The following is an 18,604-nucleotide window of genomic DNA, read 5'->3' as shown; positions in this document are numbered from 1 at the left end:
TTTCCTCAAGTGTGATTGACGAATCATTATAGAGGGAGAAATAAAATGAATGTAAAACTGATAAAAGGTACCACTTGTATCGTAATACCCAGTATTATATTGTTACTCCCTGTTCCTGCAGGGCTAACTCTATTGGCCTGGCAGTTATTTGCCATATATTTAGGAGCGGTTCTTGGAATTGTACTAAAGCCTGTTTCAGAGCCGGTGGTACTTCTCACAGCTATGGCTGCAGCGTCAATATTTTTTAAACAAATTCATGCGGCTTTGGGTGCTTTTAGTGAAAGAACACCATGGTTGGTGTTCACTGCTTTTATTATTGGACAGTGTTTTGTAGAAACTGGTCTTGGAAAACGGATTGCCTATTTTCTAATCGATAAGTTCGGTAAGTCAAGTTTGCGTTTAGGCTATATCTCGACTGTAACCGACTTGCTATTGTCGCCGGCGATACCTTCCAATACCGCAAGAACGGGAGGTCTGGTTTATCCAATTTTCCAAAGTCTGGCAGTCACTCTCAATTCTCGGCCTGATTCCAATCCAAGGCGTATTGGTTCCTTTCTTATGGTATTGATGTACCAAAATAGTCTGATAACCGGCACGATGTTTATGACTGCCGGCGCCATTATGCCAATGATGATAAAGCTGGCGAATACTATTATGCATGCGGATATTTCCTGGATACAATGGGCGGCTGCCATGTCTGTTCCTGGGTCTATCTGTTTACTCCTGGTTCCTTATCTGGTTTACAAAATATATCCTCCTGAGATCAAAGAAGTAAATAACAAAGCTATCGCGCAAGCGGGTTATAAAGAACTAGGTCCCATGAGCAGACGTGAAACAATACTGGCGGTATTGTTTGCTCTGGCAATTGTTGGCTGGGCGACAGGAACAATCACTACTATTGATTCCACCTCAGTTGCCCTTGGGTTACTTTCTCTAAGTTTATTAACCGGAGTTATTTCCTGGGAAAAAGTATTACAATGTAAAAGTGCCTGGAGTACTTTTATCTGGTATGCAGGTATCATTTCGTTAGCAAATGGACTAAATAATGTTAAGTTTTTTGTTTGGCTGGGAAACGTATTTGAGCAAAATTTGTACTTCGCTGAGCTGGATAGCTTGGTTGCACTTGCAGGTCTAATAGTTATGAGTGTTATCGTTCGCTACTTTTTCGCTTCGACAATCGCCTTCGTAGTTACTTTTATCCCTGTAATTTTTACTATGGGTGCTGCGGCTAAACTGCCGGCCCTTCCTTTGCTGCTGCTGTGTGCGGCTTCAGCCCAGATTGCCAGTCTGATGACTCACTATGGTAATGCGGTGGGAACAGTATTGTTCGGTGCAGGATACGTGGACCAGGGGACATGGTGGAAAATTGGCCATATTGTAACGGCTATAGCCTTAACTATTTATTTTGTTGTGGGTCTTTCCTGGTGGAAAGTGCTAGGCTTGTGGTAACCTATAATATATTACAAGTTTCTGGCGCTGGTACAAATGCCTGAGGCATGATATAATATCTGTTATTGAAAATATTGGCACATTTTACTTTTAGGAAGGTGAGATTATGAAAATAAACCGCCAAGATGTTGAAAACGTGGCCCTTTTGTCACGTCTGGAGATGACTGCCGAGGAATTAGAGGCTTATTCCGGCCAGCTCAACGCCATCTTAGAATACGTTGATGTCCTCAATAAGCTTGATACAAAAGGCATTGAGCCTACGGCTCACGTTTTGCAGCTGAAAAACGTAATGCGGCCTGATGAAGTTAAACCCTCTTTGCCGCAGGAACTAGCCCTGTCCAATGCACCAGAAGCCGAGGACGGCTATTTCAAGGTACCGAAAGTAATGGAAAGCTAAGCGATTGGAGGTTGATACCGTGGAATTATTTAAACACACTGTGCATACCCTGCATGGCATGCTTGTTAAAAAAGACATATCAGCCGTCGAACTGGCAAAGTCGGTATTTGCCCGGACAGACGCTGTTGAACCCCAGATACGTTCCTACATAACCGAGACCAGGGAGCAAGCGCTGGCTCAGGCAACCGCTGTTGATGCCAAAATTACGCGTGGGGAAGCGATTGCACCGCTGGCCGGTATCCCTGGAGCCCTGAAAGATAATATTTGCACCAAAGGTATTAAGACTACCTGTGCGTCCAAAATTTTGGCTAACTTTGTCCCGCCTTATAATGCTACAGTGGTAGACAAGCTGGCAGCCCAGGATGCTGTCCTGACAGGCAAGGCCAATTGTGATGAATTTGCCATGGGCGGCTCTACCGAGAACTCGGGCTTTTTTGTTACTCACAACCCTTGGGACACCGAGCGGGTGCCTGGCGGGTCAAGCGGCGGCTCGGCCTCGTCGGTGGCAGCAGGCCAGGCTATCTGGGCGCTTGGCTCAGACACCGGCGGTTCTATCCGTCAGCCGGCTGCCTACTGTGGCAATGTCGGTCTCAAGCCAACCTATGGCCGCGTATCCCGCTATGGCCTGGTCGCTTATGCTTCCTCACTGGATCAACTTGGCCCCATTACCCGGGATGTGACTGACAGTGCCCTTGTGCTTAACGCGATTGCCGGGTATGATGCTAAAGATTCTACTTCGATTAATGCCGAGACGCCTGACTATACCAAAGCCTTGGTACAGGATGTTAAGGGGCTTAAAATTGGTTTGCCCAAAGAATATTTCGGCGCTGGTATTCAGCCGGAAGTTGCCGCTTCCATCAAACGGGCTATTGACCAGCTAACCGCTATGGGCGCTGAAGTTAAGGAAGTATCCCTGCCGCACACCGAATATGCCCTGCCGGCCTATTACCTCATTGCTCCGGCAGAAGCCAGCTCCAACCTGGCCCGGTATGATGGCGTAGGTTTTGGCCATCGTGCGCCAGGTAATGATATTATTGAGATGTACAAAAAGACCCGCAGTGAGGGCTTTGGCCCTGAGGTTAAGCGTCGCATCATGCTTGGCACCTATGCCTTGAGCTCAGGCTATTATGATGCTTACTATCTCAAAGCGCTGCAAGTACGTACCTTAGTCAAACAGGACTTTGATAAAGCCTTTGCCGAAGTTGATATACTTATTACGCCAACAGCGCCGACAACGGCTTTCAAAATCGGCGAACTCAGTGATCCGCTGGCCATGTATTTGCAGGATATCTGCACCATTCCCATTAACCTGGCTGGTCTGCCGGGGATATCCATCCCCTGTGGTTTTGTAGAGGGTCTGCCTGTAGGTATGCAGATTATCGGCAAACCGCTGGCCGAAGCCACCATTATTCAGGTGGCTTATGCCTTCGAACAGGCTAATGATTATCATACGCGTTTTGCGCCGCTGGGGGAGGTTTAAGCTATGAACTATGAAACAGTCATTGGACTTGAGGTCCATTCAGAACTTAAAACTAAATCTAAAATATTCTGTGGTTGCAGCACCAAATTCGGTTCAGACCAAAACACAAATGTGTGTCCGGTCTGTCTGGGACTTCCCGGGGTACTGCCGGTCATTAATGAAAAAGTAGTAGAGTTTGCCATTCGCGCAGGACTTGCCCTTAACTGCAAAATCTTACCGTTCAGTAAATTTGACCGAAAAAATTACTATTATCCTGATTTGCCGAAGAACTACCAAACCTCGCAATATGATCTGCCTATTGCTGTTGACGGCTACCTGGATATTGAAGTCAATGGCGAGACCAAACGCATTGGCATTACTCGCGTTCATATGGAAGAAGATGCCGGAAAACTAGTACATTCAGGCACTATCAACAATAGCGAGTACGCCTTGGTAGATTACAACCGCACCGGTGTACCGCTCATTGAAATTGTGTCTGAGCCTGATCTCCGGTCGCCCGAAGAGGCTAAAGCCTATCTGGAAAAAATGAAGAGCATTCTGCAATATATTGATGTGTCTGACTGCAAGATGGAGGAAGGCAGTTTGCGCTGCGATGCCAATATCTCCCTTCGCCCGGTGGGTACGGAGACTTTGGGCACGAAAGCCGAGCTGAAAAACCTAAATTCTTTCCGTTCTGTGCAGCGTGGTCTTGAGTATGAAGTAGAACGCCAGACAGAAGTGCTGGGAGACGGCGGTCATATTATTCAGGAAACTCGCTCCTGGGATGAAGGCAAGGGAGTAACATTATCCATGCGTAACAAAGAACAAGCTCATGACTACCGTTATTTCCCTGAGCCAGAACTTGTTCCCATTGTGGTTGATCCGGCCAAGGTAGAAAGCATCCGGGCTAACTTACCCGAAATGCCTGATGCCCGTAAGGTAAGGCTCATGGCAGACCATGGTTTGTCGGCTTATGATGCCGAAACCATCATCGCCAGCCGGGCAATGGCTGATTACTATGATGCTACCGTTAAAGCAGGGGCTGATGCCAAAGCGGCCGCTAACTGGCTAATGGGTGAGGTCTCCAAGCATTTGAATGCTGCCAATAAATCAGTCGAGGAGTGCCCGGTTACGCCAACGCAGCTAGCCAGCCTGGTTGGGCTTATTGCCAAAGGAACCATCTCCGGCAAGATTGCCAAAACAGTATTTGAAGGCATGTGGGACAGTGGCAAAGATGCGGAGGCCATCGTTAAAGAACAGGGCCTTGTTCAAATTAGCGACGAAGGGGCAATTGTTGCCATTGTGGACGGTGCCATTGCCGCCAATCCGCAATCGGTAGCCGACTTTAAAGCAGGCAAAGAAAAAGCGATTGGCTTCCTGGTTGGTCAGGTTATGAAGCAAAGCAAAGGCCGGGCCAACCCCGAACTTGTGAACAAATTATTAAAAGAACGGTTAGCCTTACTCTAAAGTAGTTGCATAAATTTCCAGGCAGGGCGCGGATTTTCGCGCCCTGTTTTTGTATGGTATGAAAGCTGGTAGGAGCGCATATAATGGTATTGATGTACCTAAAAAAAGAGGTTGACAATATGCTAAAAGCCACCTGGAATTTACGCGCCGTACTATCTGTTCACATTTTGCGTCTGGCAGTTGGAATTTTTATTGTGCGACTAGTCTATCCACTATTTTTTGACGCCAGTTCCTTTGTTATTGAAATGACAGACCGCATGCTAGTCGTAGCGTTAGTATTATGGACAGTTCGTCATACTAAGGGTGACCTGACACAGCTGGGATTTTCCCTAAATAACTGGGGGCGAAATGTGCTAACAGGCCTGGCAGGCGGGGCAGCGCTACTCTTTGTCAGCCTGTACAGTGAACGGCTATATACCACCACGCTGTTAGTGTCGCCGACCCAGCACCCGATAGTAGCGCAGGTACAAGCAGCAATGTCCTGGCAGCAGCTCATCATGCCATTATTTCTGGCTGGCGTTGCTGCACCGGTGACAGAAGAAATACTCTATCGGATGTTTACCTTTTTGCCGCTAAAAGATAAGTGGGGATTATGGGGTGGGGCAGTAGCCAGTGCCGCTATTTTTGCTCTTTTTCATTTCAATGCCTATTGGCTGGTGGAAATGATTATTGTGGGCATCGGTTTTGCCTTACTCTATTTTTGGACAGGGTCACTACTAACTTCAATTACGGCTCACTCTTTCATCAATACCAGTAAAATAGTAATGATGGTATTGGGAGTGCCCTTAGTGTAGCAGGATTTTTTCAATAGAAAGTAGAATGCACTTTATGTGGAAAAATCTACATAAATGTGTAGGAAGATGAAAATAAGGGAGGACTTCTTTTCATGGCCATAAGTCAGGAATTGCCAATCGAAAAACTCCGCTTTAACTGTGATGAAACGGCTTTTACCTTTGATACAACTGAAACTGTGCCGCCGCTGGAAGTCATGATTGGTCAGGAGCGGGCCGTAAAGGCAGTTGAATTTGGCCTTTTTACCAAAAATCCCGGTTATAATATCTTTATGTCCGGTCTAGTTGGTACGGGAAAAATTACTTACGCTGAAGCAGCGGTGAAAAAAGTTGCCAGCACGCAGGAACGTCCCTATGACTGGTGTTATGTAAATAATTTAGAAACTCCCGGACAGCCTATTGCCTTAGCATTGCCTTCAGGTATGGGATATATTTTTAAGCAAGATATGCAAGAACTTATCGAAGACCTGAAAACAGATATTCCCAAAGTATTTAGCAGTGAAGACTATGAACAGGCCAAAGCCGGACTGGTAAAACAATACCAGGAACAGCGCTCAGTTATGGTGGAAGAATTCACTCAATATGCTGAAACCCAGGGAATTTCGCCACAATGGAGTTCTACCGGTTTTGTCGGGTTGCCCATGCTGGATGGCAAGACCTTAGCCCCTGAGGATTTTCAACAGCTGGCCAAAGAACAGCGTGACGCTATTGAGAAAAATTTATTTGCGGTTCATGAAAAAGGCATGGAAGTTGTTCGGCGTATTCAACTGCTGGAACGGGCGACGCGTGAAGAATTAAAGCAGCTTGATATCAAAATTGGCTTATTTGCTGCCGGACACTTAATTGATGAGCTGAAAGAAAAATATGATGGACATAAAACGGTTGTTGATTACCTGGAGGCCATCAAGCAGGATGTATCCAAAAATATTAACGAGTTTAAACCTCAACAGGAAGAGGATAACAACCCGCTGGCCTTGCTCAAACGCCCGGCACCAGATGCTAAAGACAAATATAACGTCAATCTGCTGGTAGACCACCGTGAGACCTTGGGGGCTCCTGTCATCGTGGAGATTAATCCCACCTACTATAATCTAGTTGGTCGGGCTGAGTATGAAAATCATATGGGAGTGGTTAGTACCAACTACACCATGATTAAACCAGGAGCGTTGCACAAGGCTAATGGCGGCTATTTGATCTTAAATGCCCGTGATGTACTGACAAATGTCGGCGCCTGGGAAGCTTTGAAACGGGTACTTAAGACTAAAAAACTACAAATTGAGAATCTGGGTGAGCAATATGGCGTATTGGCTATGGCCTCACTAAAACCGGAGCCCATTCCCATTGATATTAAAGTAGTTCTTATTGGCAATCCCAATATATATCAACTTTTATATAACTATGATGAGGATTTCCGCAAACTATTCAAAGCCCATGCCGATTTTGACGTAGTTATGGAGAATAACGCCGGCAACATTCAAAAATTAGTTGGCTTTATCAGCTCTACCGTCAGCCGGGAAAAACTCAAGCATTTTGATAAAGCAGCAGTCGCTAAGGTTGTTGAATACAGTTCACGCCTGACCGGCACGCAAACCAAGCTGACTACCCGCTTTAATGATGTTGTTGAGTTACTGTGCGAAGCCGATGTCTGGGCTACAATGGATAACAGCCAGATAGTTACAGCTGCGCACATCAAAAAAACCATCGAAGAAAAGCGCTACCGCGCTAATAAATATGAAGACCGGCTGCAGGAAATGTTTGCCGAAGGACATCTCCTGATTGACACCGAGGGTGAAAAAATCGGACAAGTAAACGGCTTGGCGGTACTGTCTGTGGGCGAGTACATGTTTGGTAAACCCTCCCGCATAACCGCCAATACTTATCTTGGGAAAAGCGGCGTTGTTAACATTGAGCGTGAAACTAAGATCAGCGGTACCAGCCATACCAAAGGCGTGCTTATCCTAAGCGGTTACCTTGGTCAGAAATACGCTCAGAAACATCCGCTGACCCTGACCGCCAGCCTGACCTTTGAACAACTATATGACGGTGTTGATGGCGATAGTGCATCAAGTACAGAACTATATGCCATATTATCCAGCTTAGCTGAATTGCCGATCAAACAAGATATAGCTGTTACCGGATCAGTTAATCAAAAAGGTGAGATTCAGCCTATTGGCGGGGCCACGGAAAAAATTGAAGGCTTTTTCTCGGTGTGCAAGCTAAAAGGTCTGACAGGCAGGCAGGGGGTAATGATTCCCCATCAAAATGTCAGTAATTTGGCATTAAACGACGAGGTTATTGAGGCGGTGCAGCAAGGTAAATTTCATATCTACCCGATTACCACCATTGACCAGGGGATTGAAGTCCTGACAGGCACACCTGCCGGTGAATCCAATCCGGATGGAAGCTATCCACCAGGTACGGTCAACGCCCTAGTTGCCCAAAAACTCAAAGAATATACAGATACCCTGATTAAGTTAGCCAAGGCTTCTGACGATAAAAAAGAGTAAGCAAAGAGGGCGGACATTTCCGCCCTCTGTTGCTATTCTGACAGTCATTGCGAGCCTTTAGTTGCAGCAATTATTCGCGGTGGATATTTTAAAAGAAAAGGTGACATTCGTGACCAACAAAGCTTCATCAGTTCCCGTAGAAAAAGGACAAACCTATACAATTGATATAACCGGTCTCGGACATAGTGGCGAAGGCGTAGGACGATATCAGGATTTCACAATATTTATTCCGGGGGCCTTGCCAGGAGAAACAGTGACGGCAGCCATTATTACTGTCAAAAAGACCTATGCTATTGGCCGTCTCGCAACAGTTCAAACTCCATCGCCCCACCGGATTATCCCCGAATGCGGGATATACAGCCAATGTGGTGGCTGCCAGCTACAGCACTTGAACTATGAAGAACAGCTCAATAGTAAGCGGCAGCAGGTTGTTGATGCGATTACTCGTATTGCTAAGCTGCCGGAGGTTCTTGTTCATCCTACCCTGGGTGCGGACAGTCCCTGGTATTATCGCAATAAAATGCAATTTCCTGTAGGGAGAAAAAACGGCAAAGTAGTGGTAGGCTGCTATTCTCAGGGAAGCCACGATATTGTCAATACCGAGAACTGCCTTATCCAGCATCAAAGCAATAACGATATTGTCAGGGAAGTTAGAAAAGCAATCCAAGAACTTGGCATTGAACCCTATAATGAGCGTACCGGGCAGGGTGTTATTCGTCACGTCCTGGGGCGGGTAGGCACAGCAACCGGCCAAGTCATGATCGTACTGGTGACAGCCACTGCGCAACTGCCCCAGCAGCAAGCTCTCATTGAATGTCTTCAAACCAGGATATCGGGGCTTGTCAGCATTGTTCAAAACATAAATTCCAAGCGTACTAATATTATCATGGGCCAAAAAACTCGCACCCTCTGGGGCCAAGACACGATAACCGATAAACTTGGTGAATTCAGCTTTGCCATATCGGCCCGGTCATTTTTTCAGGTAAACACGGTCCAGGCTGAGGTACTCTATAACCAAGCCGTTAAGTACGCCAGACTAACCGGCACGGAAACCGCCATTGATGCTTACTGCGGTACTGGTACCATCACCCTCTTTCTGGCCCGGCAGGCAGCCAAGGTTTACGGTATCGAAATTGTCGAACCGGCCATCCTCGACGCCCGGCAAAACGCCAGCAATAATAATGTCCAAAACGTAGAGTTCCTTGTCGGCGATGCCGTTGCTGTCATGCCACGCATGTTTCAACAAGGCATCAAACCAGATGTTATCGTCGTCGATCCCCCCCGGGCCGGCTGTGATCAGAAGGTGCTGGAGACCTTTGTGAGCATGGAACCCAAGCGGATTGTCTATGTATCTTGTAATCCCGCTTCACTGGCGCGGGATTTGGCGGTGTTGAATGACTTAGGTTATAAGGCGCAGGAGATACAGCCTGTTGATATGTTTGCGCAAACAAGCCATGTGGAGTGCGTGGCGTTGCTAGAGAAGGCATAAGGCTTGATTTTAAAGGCTTGGCGGGTTTCTGTCATTTAAACGCCTCAAGACATTTGAGTAACAGTTTTAGGAGGGAAATATTATGGAACATGAATTGAAAGAGTTTATTAAAAAATGCGACCTTGCGATAAGGCAAGAGGATTTTGATACGCTGATGAATTATTATACTGATGATGCAATTTTGATTGTAAAGCCTGGAATGATTGCACGGGGCAAAGCGGAAATCAAAAAGGCATTTATTGCAATTGCAAAATATTTCAATAACAGTATTGTACCGACACAAGGGGAAATGATTATTTTAGAAGCTGGAGACACCGCATTAGTTATCTCCCAGACATTTCTTGAAGCCGATATAAAGGACTCGGAATATTCTATGGAGAGAAAGGCAACATATGTGTTTAAGAAAAATTCACAAGGTACATGGCTTTGCGCAATCGACAACTCATATGGTACAGACTTACTCAGTAAGAAGACATTATCAAATGGCACATTGAGTCAGTAGTTCTCCTGCAAAGAAGAGAAACCACAAAATAGTTTATGAATGCAAATTGCTAAAAAATAAGGAAAGAAGGAGAAAATTATGAATTATAAGGAAGTACTGGAAAATGCACGTACCTGTATTGGCAATTACTGCAAGGCATGCAATGTCTGCAATGGTATTGTCTGTAAAAACAACATTCCTGGACCGGGGGCAAAGGGCGTTGGAGACACAGCCATCCGCAATTATCAGAAATGGCAGGAGATTCGTGTCAATATGGATACACTCTGTCAGAGCAGACCAGTAGATACAACATTGGAATTATTTGGTCAGACATTCAACTATCCGTTCTTTGCGGGACCTGTTGGTGCGGTAAATATGCACTACAGTGATAAATTTAGCGATATGACTTATAATGATATTCTGGTTTCTGCCTGCATGGAAAATGGAATAGCTGCGTTTACCGGTGATGGTACAAATCCGAAAGTCATGGAGAGTGCAACAGCGGCAATTGCTAAGGTGAATGGTCGTGGTATTCCTACTATTAAACCATGGAATATGGATACAATTAACGAGAAAATGGATCTGGTGCATAAGGCAGCTGCTGTTGCTGTTGCCATGGATATAGATGCAGCCGGACTGCCTTTCTTAAAAAATATGACACCTCCGGCTGGTGGGAAATCGGTCGACGAACTCCGGCGCATTTCTGAAATTGCCGGTGTTCCGTTTATTGTAAAGGGGATTATGAATATAAAGGGCGCATTGAAGGCCAAAGAAGCAGGAGCAAAAGCAATTGTTGTTTCTAACCATGGCGGCAGGGTGCTGGATCAGTGTCCGTCAACTGCGGAAGTGCTTCCGGAAATCGCAGCGGCTGTTGGAAGCGAGATGAAAATTCTCGTTGATGGTGGTATCCGTTCTGGTACAGATATTTTCAAGGCACTAGCACTTGGTGCAGACGGTGTCCTAATCTGTCGTCCGTTTGTAACAGCTGTCTATGGCGGTGAAAAGGAGGGCGTGAAGATTTATATTGAAAAATTGGCTGAAGAATTAAAGGATACGATGGCAATGTGTGGTGCTTTTAGTCTAAGTGAAATTACAAAGGATATGGTACGTAGATAGTGAATTTCCATACATTTAAAGACTGATCCAAACCTGAAAGACTAGCATAAGTGAAAGTACTTCGGGTGGGAACTGGAGGTGGTTTCATGTATTCCATAAGTAAATTATGCCGTGAATTTAACCTTTCAAGGAGTACTCTTCTGTATTACGATACCATTGGATTATTAACCGCTTCTGAACGCACTCGGGCTAATTACAGGCAATATTCGGAAGAAGACAAAAATCGTCTGGGTCAGATATGTGCTTTTCGTGAAGCAGGAGTGCCTTTAAACCAGATAAAGGATATACTTGATGCTGATGATGGTATGAATGAGAGTACTATTTTAGAGAGACGCTTAAATAAATTAAACCAGGAAATACGGTATTTAAGATTGCAGCAAAAACTGCTTGTTGAAATGCTCAAAGGGAAACCCCCAACTGACAAAAAAATGCTGATGGACAGTCAAACATTTATCTCCATACTCAAATCCACAGGGCTTGATGATGAAACATTGAATTATTTACATATACAGTTCGAAAAGAATTCACCAGATTCTCACCAGTTTTTTCTGGAATTCTTAGGATTAGCCGACGAAGAGATAAAACATATCCGGGAGTGTTGCCTGCAGGCAGAAAAAAGAACCTGATAAATACTTGACCTGACTATAGCTTTATAGTTTAAGATAACCTAAAGTTATAGAAAGGTCGTAATAAATATGATTAATAAAAGCTTTACTTTTCTTTGGCTGGGAAAGGTTGTATCTCAACTGGGAGATAAGTTTTATGCCATAGCGCTTGCGTGGTGGATTTTGCAAAAGACCAATTCTCCTTCTATCATGGGATTTTTTTTATTGATATCAGTACTTCCGGGTATTCTTCTCGGATTTCTCGCTGGGGCGTTGACTGACCGCTGGCAGCGGAAAACAATGCTGGTTGTGACCGATATTATCCGGGGCTGCTTTGTGTTGGATATAGCTTATCTATCGATGGCCAATGCACTTGAAATCTGGCATGTTTTTCTAATCGGATTCTGTTTGTCCCTGGCCACGGCCTTTTTTGAACCGGCCATACAGGCGATTATTCCAGAAATAGTCGAGAAAGAAAATCTGACAAAAGCAAATGGCATGAGCCAAATGGTCAGTGGTATCTGTACGGTGGCGGGACCGCTGCTGGGGGCGGTGGCTGTAAGCATTTTTGGATTGACATGGGTGTTTTTCGCCAACAGTATTTCTTATTTTGTTTCTGCATTTCTGGCCTGTTTTATAAGAATAAACAAAGCTTATCGAACCCCCGGCGAAAAGAGAAGTATTTGGCAGGATATGCATGAAGGTATTTGCTTCATCAAAAAACAAAAACGGCTAACTTTTGTATTGAAAATTATCGCGATAGCCCATCTTTTTGTGGGAAGTTTAACAGTTTCACTGCCGTTTTTGGCAAATGGGCTGGAGGGCAGCGGCGTGAACAACCTCGGTTACCTGGAAGCGATGATAGGGGTTGGACTGGTTGCAGGAGCAGCATTTATGAGCGTGAAAAAGAAAGCTTCCATAGACGAACGAACATTGGTTTCATTTATCATGGCGGTGGGGTTTTGCTATATAGCAATCAGTGTTTCGCTGTTTTTAGGAATACAAACCGTGTACATCTATATGTTAATCATGACGGTTATCGGCGCTTGTGTTGCTTTTGCGGCAGTGTTTTGGCAATCATTGCTGCAAAGCTATACGCCAGACCATATGACGGGAAGAGTGTTCAGCGTGTCGACATTGGTCGGCAATACGTCGCTCCCGCTTGCTTACGGCATATTCGGCGTATTGTTGAACGTAAGCTCCGTCTATATTTTGATGGCGGCATGCGGCGCGTGCTTGATAGGCATATGCGCTTATTATATTTTTAGAATACGAACACGTATTTAGTCAAATTGAATTAGCATAAGAAAAATACGAAATTTAAATTAAGAATTTTATCCATGTCCGAAAACAGCCAGTATTTTTTGTCGTTCACTGTTATAATGAGTCTTGGGTGATGGAAAAGCATGATGCAAACAGAAATACCAAAATTGCTTTTGGATAGTAAAGCCTGTTATGCCGCCATGCAGGCTCGTGATGTCCGATTTGACGGACGTTTTTTTTGTGGGGTTTCTTCTACTGGAGTATATTGTCGGCCAATTTGCAGGGTAAAACATCCTAAGGAAGGAAACTGTACTTTTTTTATTAGTGCCGCTGCGGCAGAAGCAGCTGGTTATAGGCCTTGCCTTAGATGCCGTCCGGAGTTAGCCCCAGGATCGGCACCAGTCGACTCGACAACTCGATTGGCGCGGAGCGCCGCCTTGATTATGGCGGAAGACTATTTGACCACTTGCAAGATTTCGGAATTGGCAGCTAAGCTCAAAATAACTGACCGGCACCTCAGACGAGTCTTCTTTACTGAATATGGCGTATCACCAAGTCAATATTTTAAAACACAAAAATTGCTGTTAGCTAAAAGTTTGCTAACAGATACTCGGCTTACAGTGACCGATGTGGCGCTAGCTGCGGGTTTCAATAGCATTCGCAGATTTAACGAGCTGTTCAAAAAATATTACCACCTTACCCCAAATGAACTTCGAAATAAAGGTCGAAGTATAGAAAAAAACAATGATCGAATTACATTATTTATGGGCTATCGACCACCGTATGCTTGGGATAGTCTGCTTTCTTTTTTTGCAATTCGGGCTCTTCCGGGAGTCGAGAGCGTGACCGAAAACACTTACCGCCGTACGGCAGTCATCAAAAAGGGTGGAACGTTCTATTTCGGGTGGATTGAGGTAGAAAATATATCAAAAAAAAACGCCCTTTCTGTAACCATTTCGGCAAGGTTATTGCCGGTTTTGTCACAAGTATTGGCTAGAATCAGGTTTCAATTTGACCTGAATTGCAGCCCGGAAATAGTATACGAAAAGCTTGTGGCGATGAACGAGGTTGTGCCAAATATCTGTGTGCCAGGAATCCGGGTGCCAGGATGTTTTGATCCGTTTGAAATGTCGGTGCGAGCTATTTTGGGGCAACAGATAACTGTTAAGGCAGCTGGTACATTGGCTGCACGATTAGTTGCGGCTGTTGGCCAAAAAGTGGATACTCCATTTTCAGAACTCCAGTATACGTTTCCTCAACCGGATAGATTTTGCGCCATGGAAGGCCTGATAGAGAATCATCTGGGACCACTTGGTATAACGAAGACCAGGGCTCGTTCAATTTTGGCCGTGGCGTCGGCGGTGACGAATAATGCTATCACACTTTCATATAGTGCCAATCCGGGAGTTGTGATGGAAAAACTCTTGAAGCTTCCGGGAATTGGCCCATGGACAGCCCAATATCTTGCACTTAGGGCTCTCGGTTGGCCGGATGCTTTCCCGCACACTGACTATGGAGTAAAAAAAGCGCTTTTAGATTGTTCGCCACAAGAAATATTGCAACTGTCACAGAACTGGAGTCCCTGGCGTTCATACGCGACTATTTTGCTGTGGGACTTTTTTACCCAAAAACATGAAATTGAGAAAGGGAGTTGTTGTAGCCATTGATTTACACGTGTTCGATAGATACCCCTTTAGGGGCGATGACTGCCGCCCTAAAAGATGAGGCCCTCGTTGGTTTGTGGTTTATCGGGCAAAAATATTATCCTCACCAATGTAACGAGTGGATTTACGCACCCGATCAACCGATTTTTAAGGCTCTACGAAACTATCTTGCCGGTTATTTTGCAGGTAAGTCCAGAACGTTTGATGGACGGCTTAACCCTCAGGGATCTCCGTTCCAAAAAATGGTCTGGAATATTCTGTTGACAATACCGCTGGGACAAGTTGCTACTTATGGACAAATTGCCAAGTGCGTGGCTTTGAAACGGGGTTTAGCTTCAATGTCTGCCCAGGCTGTGGGTGGGGCTGTCGGTCATAATCCTATTGGAATTTTGATTCCCTGTCATCGAGTTGTCGGATTTGATGGAAGCCTGACTGGTTATGCTGGTGGATTGGATAAGAAAAAGGCCCTGCTGCAAATTGAAAAGGTAGATTTAGCAAATCTTAATCGGAGCACTCAAATTGAGATCTAAATTTATAAAATCCGTCATAAAAACACGGTATTTCCAATTGCCGTGTTTTTTATGATGGATTTGCTGAGGTTTTCAATCAAGGCCAGTGAGGTTGTTCCTTTCTTGTCAATGAAAACCAATAACGAAGCAACGAAGCAACGAAGCAACGAAGCAACGAAGCAACGAAGCAACGAAGCAACGAAGCAACGAAGCAACGAAGCATCAAATAATACCACTCTGTTCTCATAGACATAGCATGTTGAGTCAGTTGCGTTGATAGAGCCGAAATAGCCTTATTCCGCAAGGGTTCGCGGGTTTTGATAAATTAAAAATGTGTGTATTTATGTTTGCATAGACGTATTAAACGGGGCGAACGTATGTTGGGGGTCGACACCCCCTAAAAGAAATTCGGCGGGGTTAAGGGGCGCGGGGCCTTGAAATATAAGGGTTTTACAGCTATGAACATTAAATGTATCGAACGTGTGTTGGGGGTCGGAAAAGCGACCCCCCTAAGTCTATGCGAACATAGCTTAAATGAGTTAATTATGATCGTTGTTTTGGTAAATGTGTACGATAGTTTTATATTTGGAAAATTTTTGAAGTGCTCCAGCCCGTGAAAATATGGGTCAGAGCACTTTTTTGAATTTAGAGAACTATTGCAGAGCAGTTTAGTACTAGTATCAGATGCTTTTTAAACCGGCTGAAAACCTGGCGGCAAAAATTGCGTCAGAACCCTGTTTTCTTGTAAATATTTACAAAAAATTACAAAATAGCAGGAATATTTATCTATGTGTAGAATTAAATACTAAATATTATTTATTGAGCTTCGGGGGTAGGATATTGGATTTATCAGGAGTCGAGCACTTTCAAATACTTTCACTTGACGGCGGAGGTATAAAAGGACTATTCTCTGCTGCAATTCTAGCCGCTATAGAAGAAGATACAAGGAGTAATATTATTGATCATTTTGACCTAATTACAGGTACGTCCACTGGTGGCATAATCGCTATTGGACTTGGATTGGGGATGAAACCCAAGGAAATTGTCGAATTCTACTTGGAGGATGGCCCTAAAATATTTCCTCGTAGATATGGATTAAATTATATAAAACACTTTTTATATAGGAAATTTTCACCACAACCGCTTGAAGATGCCTTAAAGGCCAGATTTCAAGATAAGACATTAGGTGATAGTATCAAACCACTAGTAATTCCCTCTTATAATCTTGGCCAAGATGATGTGTATTTGTTTCGTACCCCCCATAGTAGTAGATTAAGGCGTGATTACAAAGTTCATGCTTGGAAAGTTGCTCTCGCAACAAGTGCAGCTCCTACTTATTTCCCATGTACTCGCGAAGTAGATAGGGTTCGATTAATTGATGGTGGTGTATGGGCAAATAACCCTACTATGGTTGGTATAGTGGAGGCATTGTCCATGGGGGTTCCCCTAAGTTCGCTATCAGTTTTAAGTATAGGTACTTCTGACGAGGTTGCATCAAGATCTAGACTACTGAATAGTGGCGGGCTTTTAACTTGGATAATCAGTAAAGCAGCTACAAACGTAATTTTGAGAGGCCAAAGTATTGGTGTGACTAACCAAGCAAGATTCTTATTAGGGAAAGAAAAACTCGAGCGACTAAACCCAAAGGTACCAGAAGGAGACTTTTCTCTTGATAACATAAATAAGGTTGAGGATCTAGTTGGTATGGCAGCTCATCATAGCCGACACTTTATTCCAACCTTTGAGAATAAATTTATGAATCATACCGCTTATCATTATAACCCTTTATACACTGTAAATAGGGAGGCTTTCATAGATGGCAATTAATGATATATTGGTAAAAATCTCATCAGCCTTAGATATTCCTGATTTTGTGTATGAGAATGCAACCTTAAAGTATGAGGATGTTGGGCAATGGCTTGCTGAAGAACATTCGGAATTAAAAGGGTATTCCCCTGAAATTTATCCGCAGGGTTCATTTAAGCTTGGCACTGTGGTGCGACCAATTTCGGGACAAGACCAATATGATATAGATTTAGTTTGCTATTTAAACCTTCAGAAAGAGCAAACAACGCAGGCTAATTTGAAAAAAATAGTTGGAGATAGAATAAAACAGCGTGAAGATTTGAGAAAGTTATTGAAAGAATCAAGAAGATGCTGGACTCTAAACTATTCATCAATTGGCGCACCGCAATTTCATATGGATGTATTGCCGTCAATATGTAACACTGAATCACCTAATGGAATATTGTTAACTGATAAAGAATTGAGATTTTGGCAAAAAAGTAATCCTAAAGCATATGCAGATTGGTTTTATAAAAGAATGGAGACTATTTTTCTTGAGAAAAGAGCATTACTGGCAGAGAGTATGAATGCAAGTGTAGAAGATGTACCTGAATGGCGTGTAAAGACGCCTCTTCAAATAGCTGTACAAATACTAAAAAGGCATAGAGATATACACTTTCAAACCAAACCGGATATTAAACCGGTTTCAATTATAATAACTACTCTTGCAGCAAAATCTTATAAAGGTCAGGCAGATGTCTACGATGCCCTACAAAGCATCGTAGCTGAAATGCCTAAACATATTGAATATATTAATGGGAAGTGGTGGGTAAAAAGCCCTGTTGCCGACGAAAACTTTGCAGACAAATGGAATGAATATCCGGAGAGAAGGGCAGCATTTATAAATTGGCTTAACAAAGCCCAGGCTGACTTTTCAACTGCAGCTAAATATCAAAGTATTAATGAATCAGCAAATTTTTTAGCTCCAATCATGGGACAAAATACTATGACAAAAGTTGCCGCCGATCTAGGTGTTTCTTTAGGGTCAAGATCAACGGTTATAGAACCAATTTCTGCTATAGCACAAGTACCTGCGTTAGGAGATATCTCACACTGTAGGCCTTTACAATGGCAACAGTGTCTAAAATATATAGCAAAAGTTAGAGGATCCGTACATTTTAAATACGGCGGTAAACAACTATGGGCTATGTCTGATAGGCCGGTTCCCCAAAATGTTTGGCTTAAATTTGTTGTGACTACCAATGTTCTAGAACCATATGAAATACATTGGCAGATTGTAAATACAGGATCTGAGGCACAACGTGCGAATCAACTAAGGGGAGAATTTTTATTAAGTGGTACTCCCAGTAATCCCGTACACTGGGAGTCAACAAGTTATAGAGGGACACATTGGGTTGAGGCTCTAATAATAAAAAATAACCAATGTGTTGCAAAGTCGGGTCGCTTTTATGTGAAAATAAGGTAATATCCATTAGGGGCTTTGAATTCTTCTAAGATATAAGGTTATCATTAGTTAGAAAATAACTATCTTAAACACCGCATTTTGCGGACATTAACACGATTACTTTGCAATGGCATAATGATAACGAATTAAAGGATAA

General features: G+C 43.8%; 15 protein-coding genes. All 15 read left to right on the top strand.

Going from position 1 to position 18,604, the window contains the following annotated elements:
- Positions 1 to 45 precede the first annotated feature (45 nt).
- Positions 46 to 1,449, top strand: a complete 1,404-nt coding sequence (locus tag AC1ECB_RS14855; RefSeq protein WP_485664514.1) for a DASS family sodium-coupled anion symporter — start codon at positions 46 to 48, stop codon at positions 1,447 to 1,449.
- A gap of 106 nt (positions 1,450 to 1,555) precedes the next feature.
- Positions 1,556 to 1,846, top strand: a complete 291-nt coding sequence (gene gatC, locus AC1ECB_RS14850) for an Asp-tRNA(Asn)/Glu-tRNA(Gln) amidotransferase subunit GatC (RefSeq protein ID WP_485664513.1) — start codon at positions 1,556 to 1,558, stop codon at positions 1,844 to 1,846.
- 19 nt (positions 1,847 to 1,865) lie between these two features.
- Positions 1,866 to 3,326, top strand: a complete 1,461-nt coding sequence (gatA, locus tag AC1ECB_RS14845) for an Asp-tRNA(Asn)/Glu-tRNA(Gln) amidotransferase subunit GatA (protein WP_485664512.1) — start codon at positions 1,866 to 1,868, stop codon at positions 3,324 to 3,326.
- A 3-nt stretch (positions 3,327 to 3,329) separates the two neighbouring features.
- Positions 3,330 to 4,772: an Asp-tRNA(Asn)/Glu-tRNA(Gln) amidotransferase subunit GatB gene (gatB, locus tag AC1ECB_RS14840; RefSeq protein WP_485664511.1), complete on the top strand. Its 1,443-nt coding sequence runs from the start codon at positions 3,330 to 3,332 to the stop codon at positions 4,770 to 4,772.
- A gap of 83 nt (positions 4,773 to 4,855) precedes the next feature.
- Entirely contained in the window at positions 4,856 to 5,566 is a 711-nt protein-coding gene (locus tag AC1ECB_RS14835; RefSeq protein WP_485664510.1) for a CPBP family intramembrane glutamic endopeptidase, read from the top strand.
- Between the two features lie 92 nt (positions 5,567 to 5,658).
- The gene (locus AC1ECB_RS14830) at positions 5,659 to 8,070 is read left to right on the top strand and encodes a Lon protease family protein (protein WP_485664509.1); all 2,412 of its coding nucleotides are present in this window, start codon (positions 5,659 to 5,661) and stop codon (positions 8,068 to 8,070) included.
- Positions 8,071 to 8,179: 109 nt separating this feature from the next.
- Positions 8,180 to 9,559: a 23S rRNA (uracil(1939)-C(5))-methyltransferase RlmD gene (gene rlmD, locus AC1ECB_RS14825; protein ID WP_485664508.1), complete on the top strand. Its 1,380-nt coding sequence runs from the start codon at positions 8,180 to 8,182 to the stop codon at positions 9,557 to 9,559.
- 82 nt (positions 9,560 to 9,641) lie between these two features.
- Positions 9,642 to 10,061 (top strand): YybH family protein, encoded by a 420-nt coding sequence (locus AC1ECB_RS14820; RefSeq protein WP_485664507.1) that lies wholly within the window; start codon positions 9,642 to 9,644, stop codon positions 10,059 to 10,061.
- Positions 10,062 to 10,139: 78 nt separating this feature from the next.
- On the top strand, positions 10,140 to 11,156 hold the full coding sequence (locus AC1ECB_RS14815) for an alpha-hydroxy-acid oxidizing protein (protein ID WP_485664506.1): 1,017 nt from the start codon (positions 10,140 to 10,142) through the stop codon (positions 11,154 to 11,156).
- 86 nt (positions 11,157 to 11,242) lie between these two features.
- Positions 11,243 to 11,782: a MerR family transcriptional regulator gene (locus tag AC1ECB_RS14810; protein ID WP_485664505.1), complete on the top strand. Its 540-nt coding sequence runs from the start codon at positions 11,243 to 11,245 to the stop codon at positions 11,780 to 11,782.
- Between the two features lie 69 nt (positions 11,783 to 11,851).
- Positions 11,852 to 13,048, top strand: coding sequence for an MFS transporter (locus AC1ECB_RS14805; RefSeq protein ID WP_485664504.1), 1,197 nt, complete (start codon positions 11,852 to 11,854; stop codon positions 13,046 to 13,048).
- 119 nt (positions 13,049 to 13,167) lie between these two features.
- The gene (locus AC1ECB_RS14800; RefSeq protein WP_485664503.1) at positions 13,168 to 14,691 is read left to right on the top strand and encodes an AlkA N-terminal domain-containing protein; all 1,524 of its coding nucleotides are present in this window, start codon (positions 13,168 to 13,170) and stop codon (positions 14,689 to 14,691) included.
- On the top strand, positions 14,688 to 15,218 hold the full coding sequence (locus AC1ECB_RS14795) for a methylated-DNA--[protein]-cysteine S-methyltransferase (protein ID WP_485664502.1): 531 nt from the start codon (positions 14,688 to 14,690) through the stop codon (positions 15,216 to 15,218). Before AC1ECB_RS14800 ends, AC1ECB_RS14795 begins: the two co-directional genes overlap by 4 nt.
- Positions 15,219 to 16,037: 819 nt before the next feature.
- Positions 16,038 to 17,024 carry a CBASS cGAMP-activated phospholipase gene (locus AC1ECB_RS14790; RefSeq protein ID WP_485664501.1) on the top strand — a complete coding sequence of 329 codons (987 nt, stop codon included), beginning with the start codon at positions 16,038 to 16,040 and terminating at the stop codon, positions 17,022 to 17,024.
- A complete protein-coding gene (locus AC1ECB_RS14785; protein ID WP_485664500.1) occupies positions 17,014 to 18,468 on the top strand; it encodes a nucleotide-binding domain-containing protein in 1,455 nt (484 codons plus the stop codon). Before AC1ECB_RS14790 ends, AC1ECB_RS14785 begins: the two co-directional genes overlap by 11 nt.
- Positions 18,469 to 18,604: the final 136 nt, after the last annotated feature.

The organism is Sporomusa sp. 246TCP1 (assembly GCF_057319775.1).
This window is presented reverse-complemented; position numbering and strand designations above follow the sequence as displayed.

Coding starts and splice junctions, on each gene's coding strand:
- AC1ECB_RS14855 (WP_485664514.1), top strand. CDS start 46: ATGAATGTAAAACTGATAAAAGGTACCACTTGTATCGTAATACCCAGT.
- gatC (WP_485664513.1), top strand. CDS start 1,556: ATGAAAATAAACCGCCAAGATGTTGAAAACGTGGCCCTTTTGTCACGT.
- gatB (WP_485664511.1), top strand. CDS start 3,330: ATGAACTATGAAACAGTCATTGGACTTGAGGTCCATTCAGAACTTAAA.
- AC1ECB_RS14835 (WP_485664510.1), top strand. CDS start 4,856: ATGGTATTGATGTACCTAAAAAAAGAGGTTGACAATATGCTAAAAGCC.
- AC1ECB_RS14830 (WP_485664509.1), top strand. CDS start 5,659: ATGGCCATAAGTCAGGAATTGCCAATCGAAAAACTCCGCTTTAACTGT.
- AC1ECB_RS14820 (WP_485664507.1), top strand. CDS start 9,642: ATGGAACATGAATTGAAAGAGTTTATTAAAAAATGCGACCTTGCGATA.
- AC1ECB_RS14815 (WP_485664506.1), top strand. CDS start 10,140: ATGAATTATAAGGAAGTACTGGAAAATGCACGTACCTGTATTGGCAAT.
- AC1ECB_RS14810 (WP_485664505.1), top strand. CDS start 11,243: ATGTATTCCATAAGTAAATTATGCCGTGAATTTAACCTTTCAAGGAGT.
- AC1ECB_RS14805 (WP_485664504.1), top strand. CDS start 11,852: ATGATTAATAAAAGCTTTACTTTTCTTTGGCTGGGAAAGGTTGTATCT.
- AC1ECB_RS14800 (WP_485664503.1), top strand. CDS start 13,168: ATGATGCAAACAGAAATACCAAAATTGCTTTTGGATAGTAAAGCCTGT.
- AC1ECB_RS14785 (WP_485664500.1), top strand. CDS start 17,014: ATGGCAATTAATGATATATTGGTAAAAATCTCATCAGCCTTAGATATT.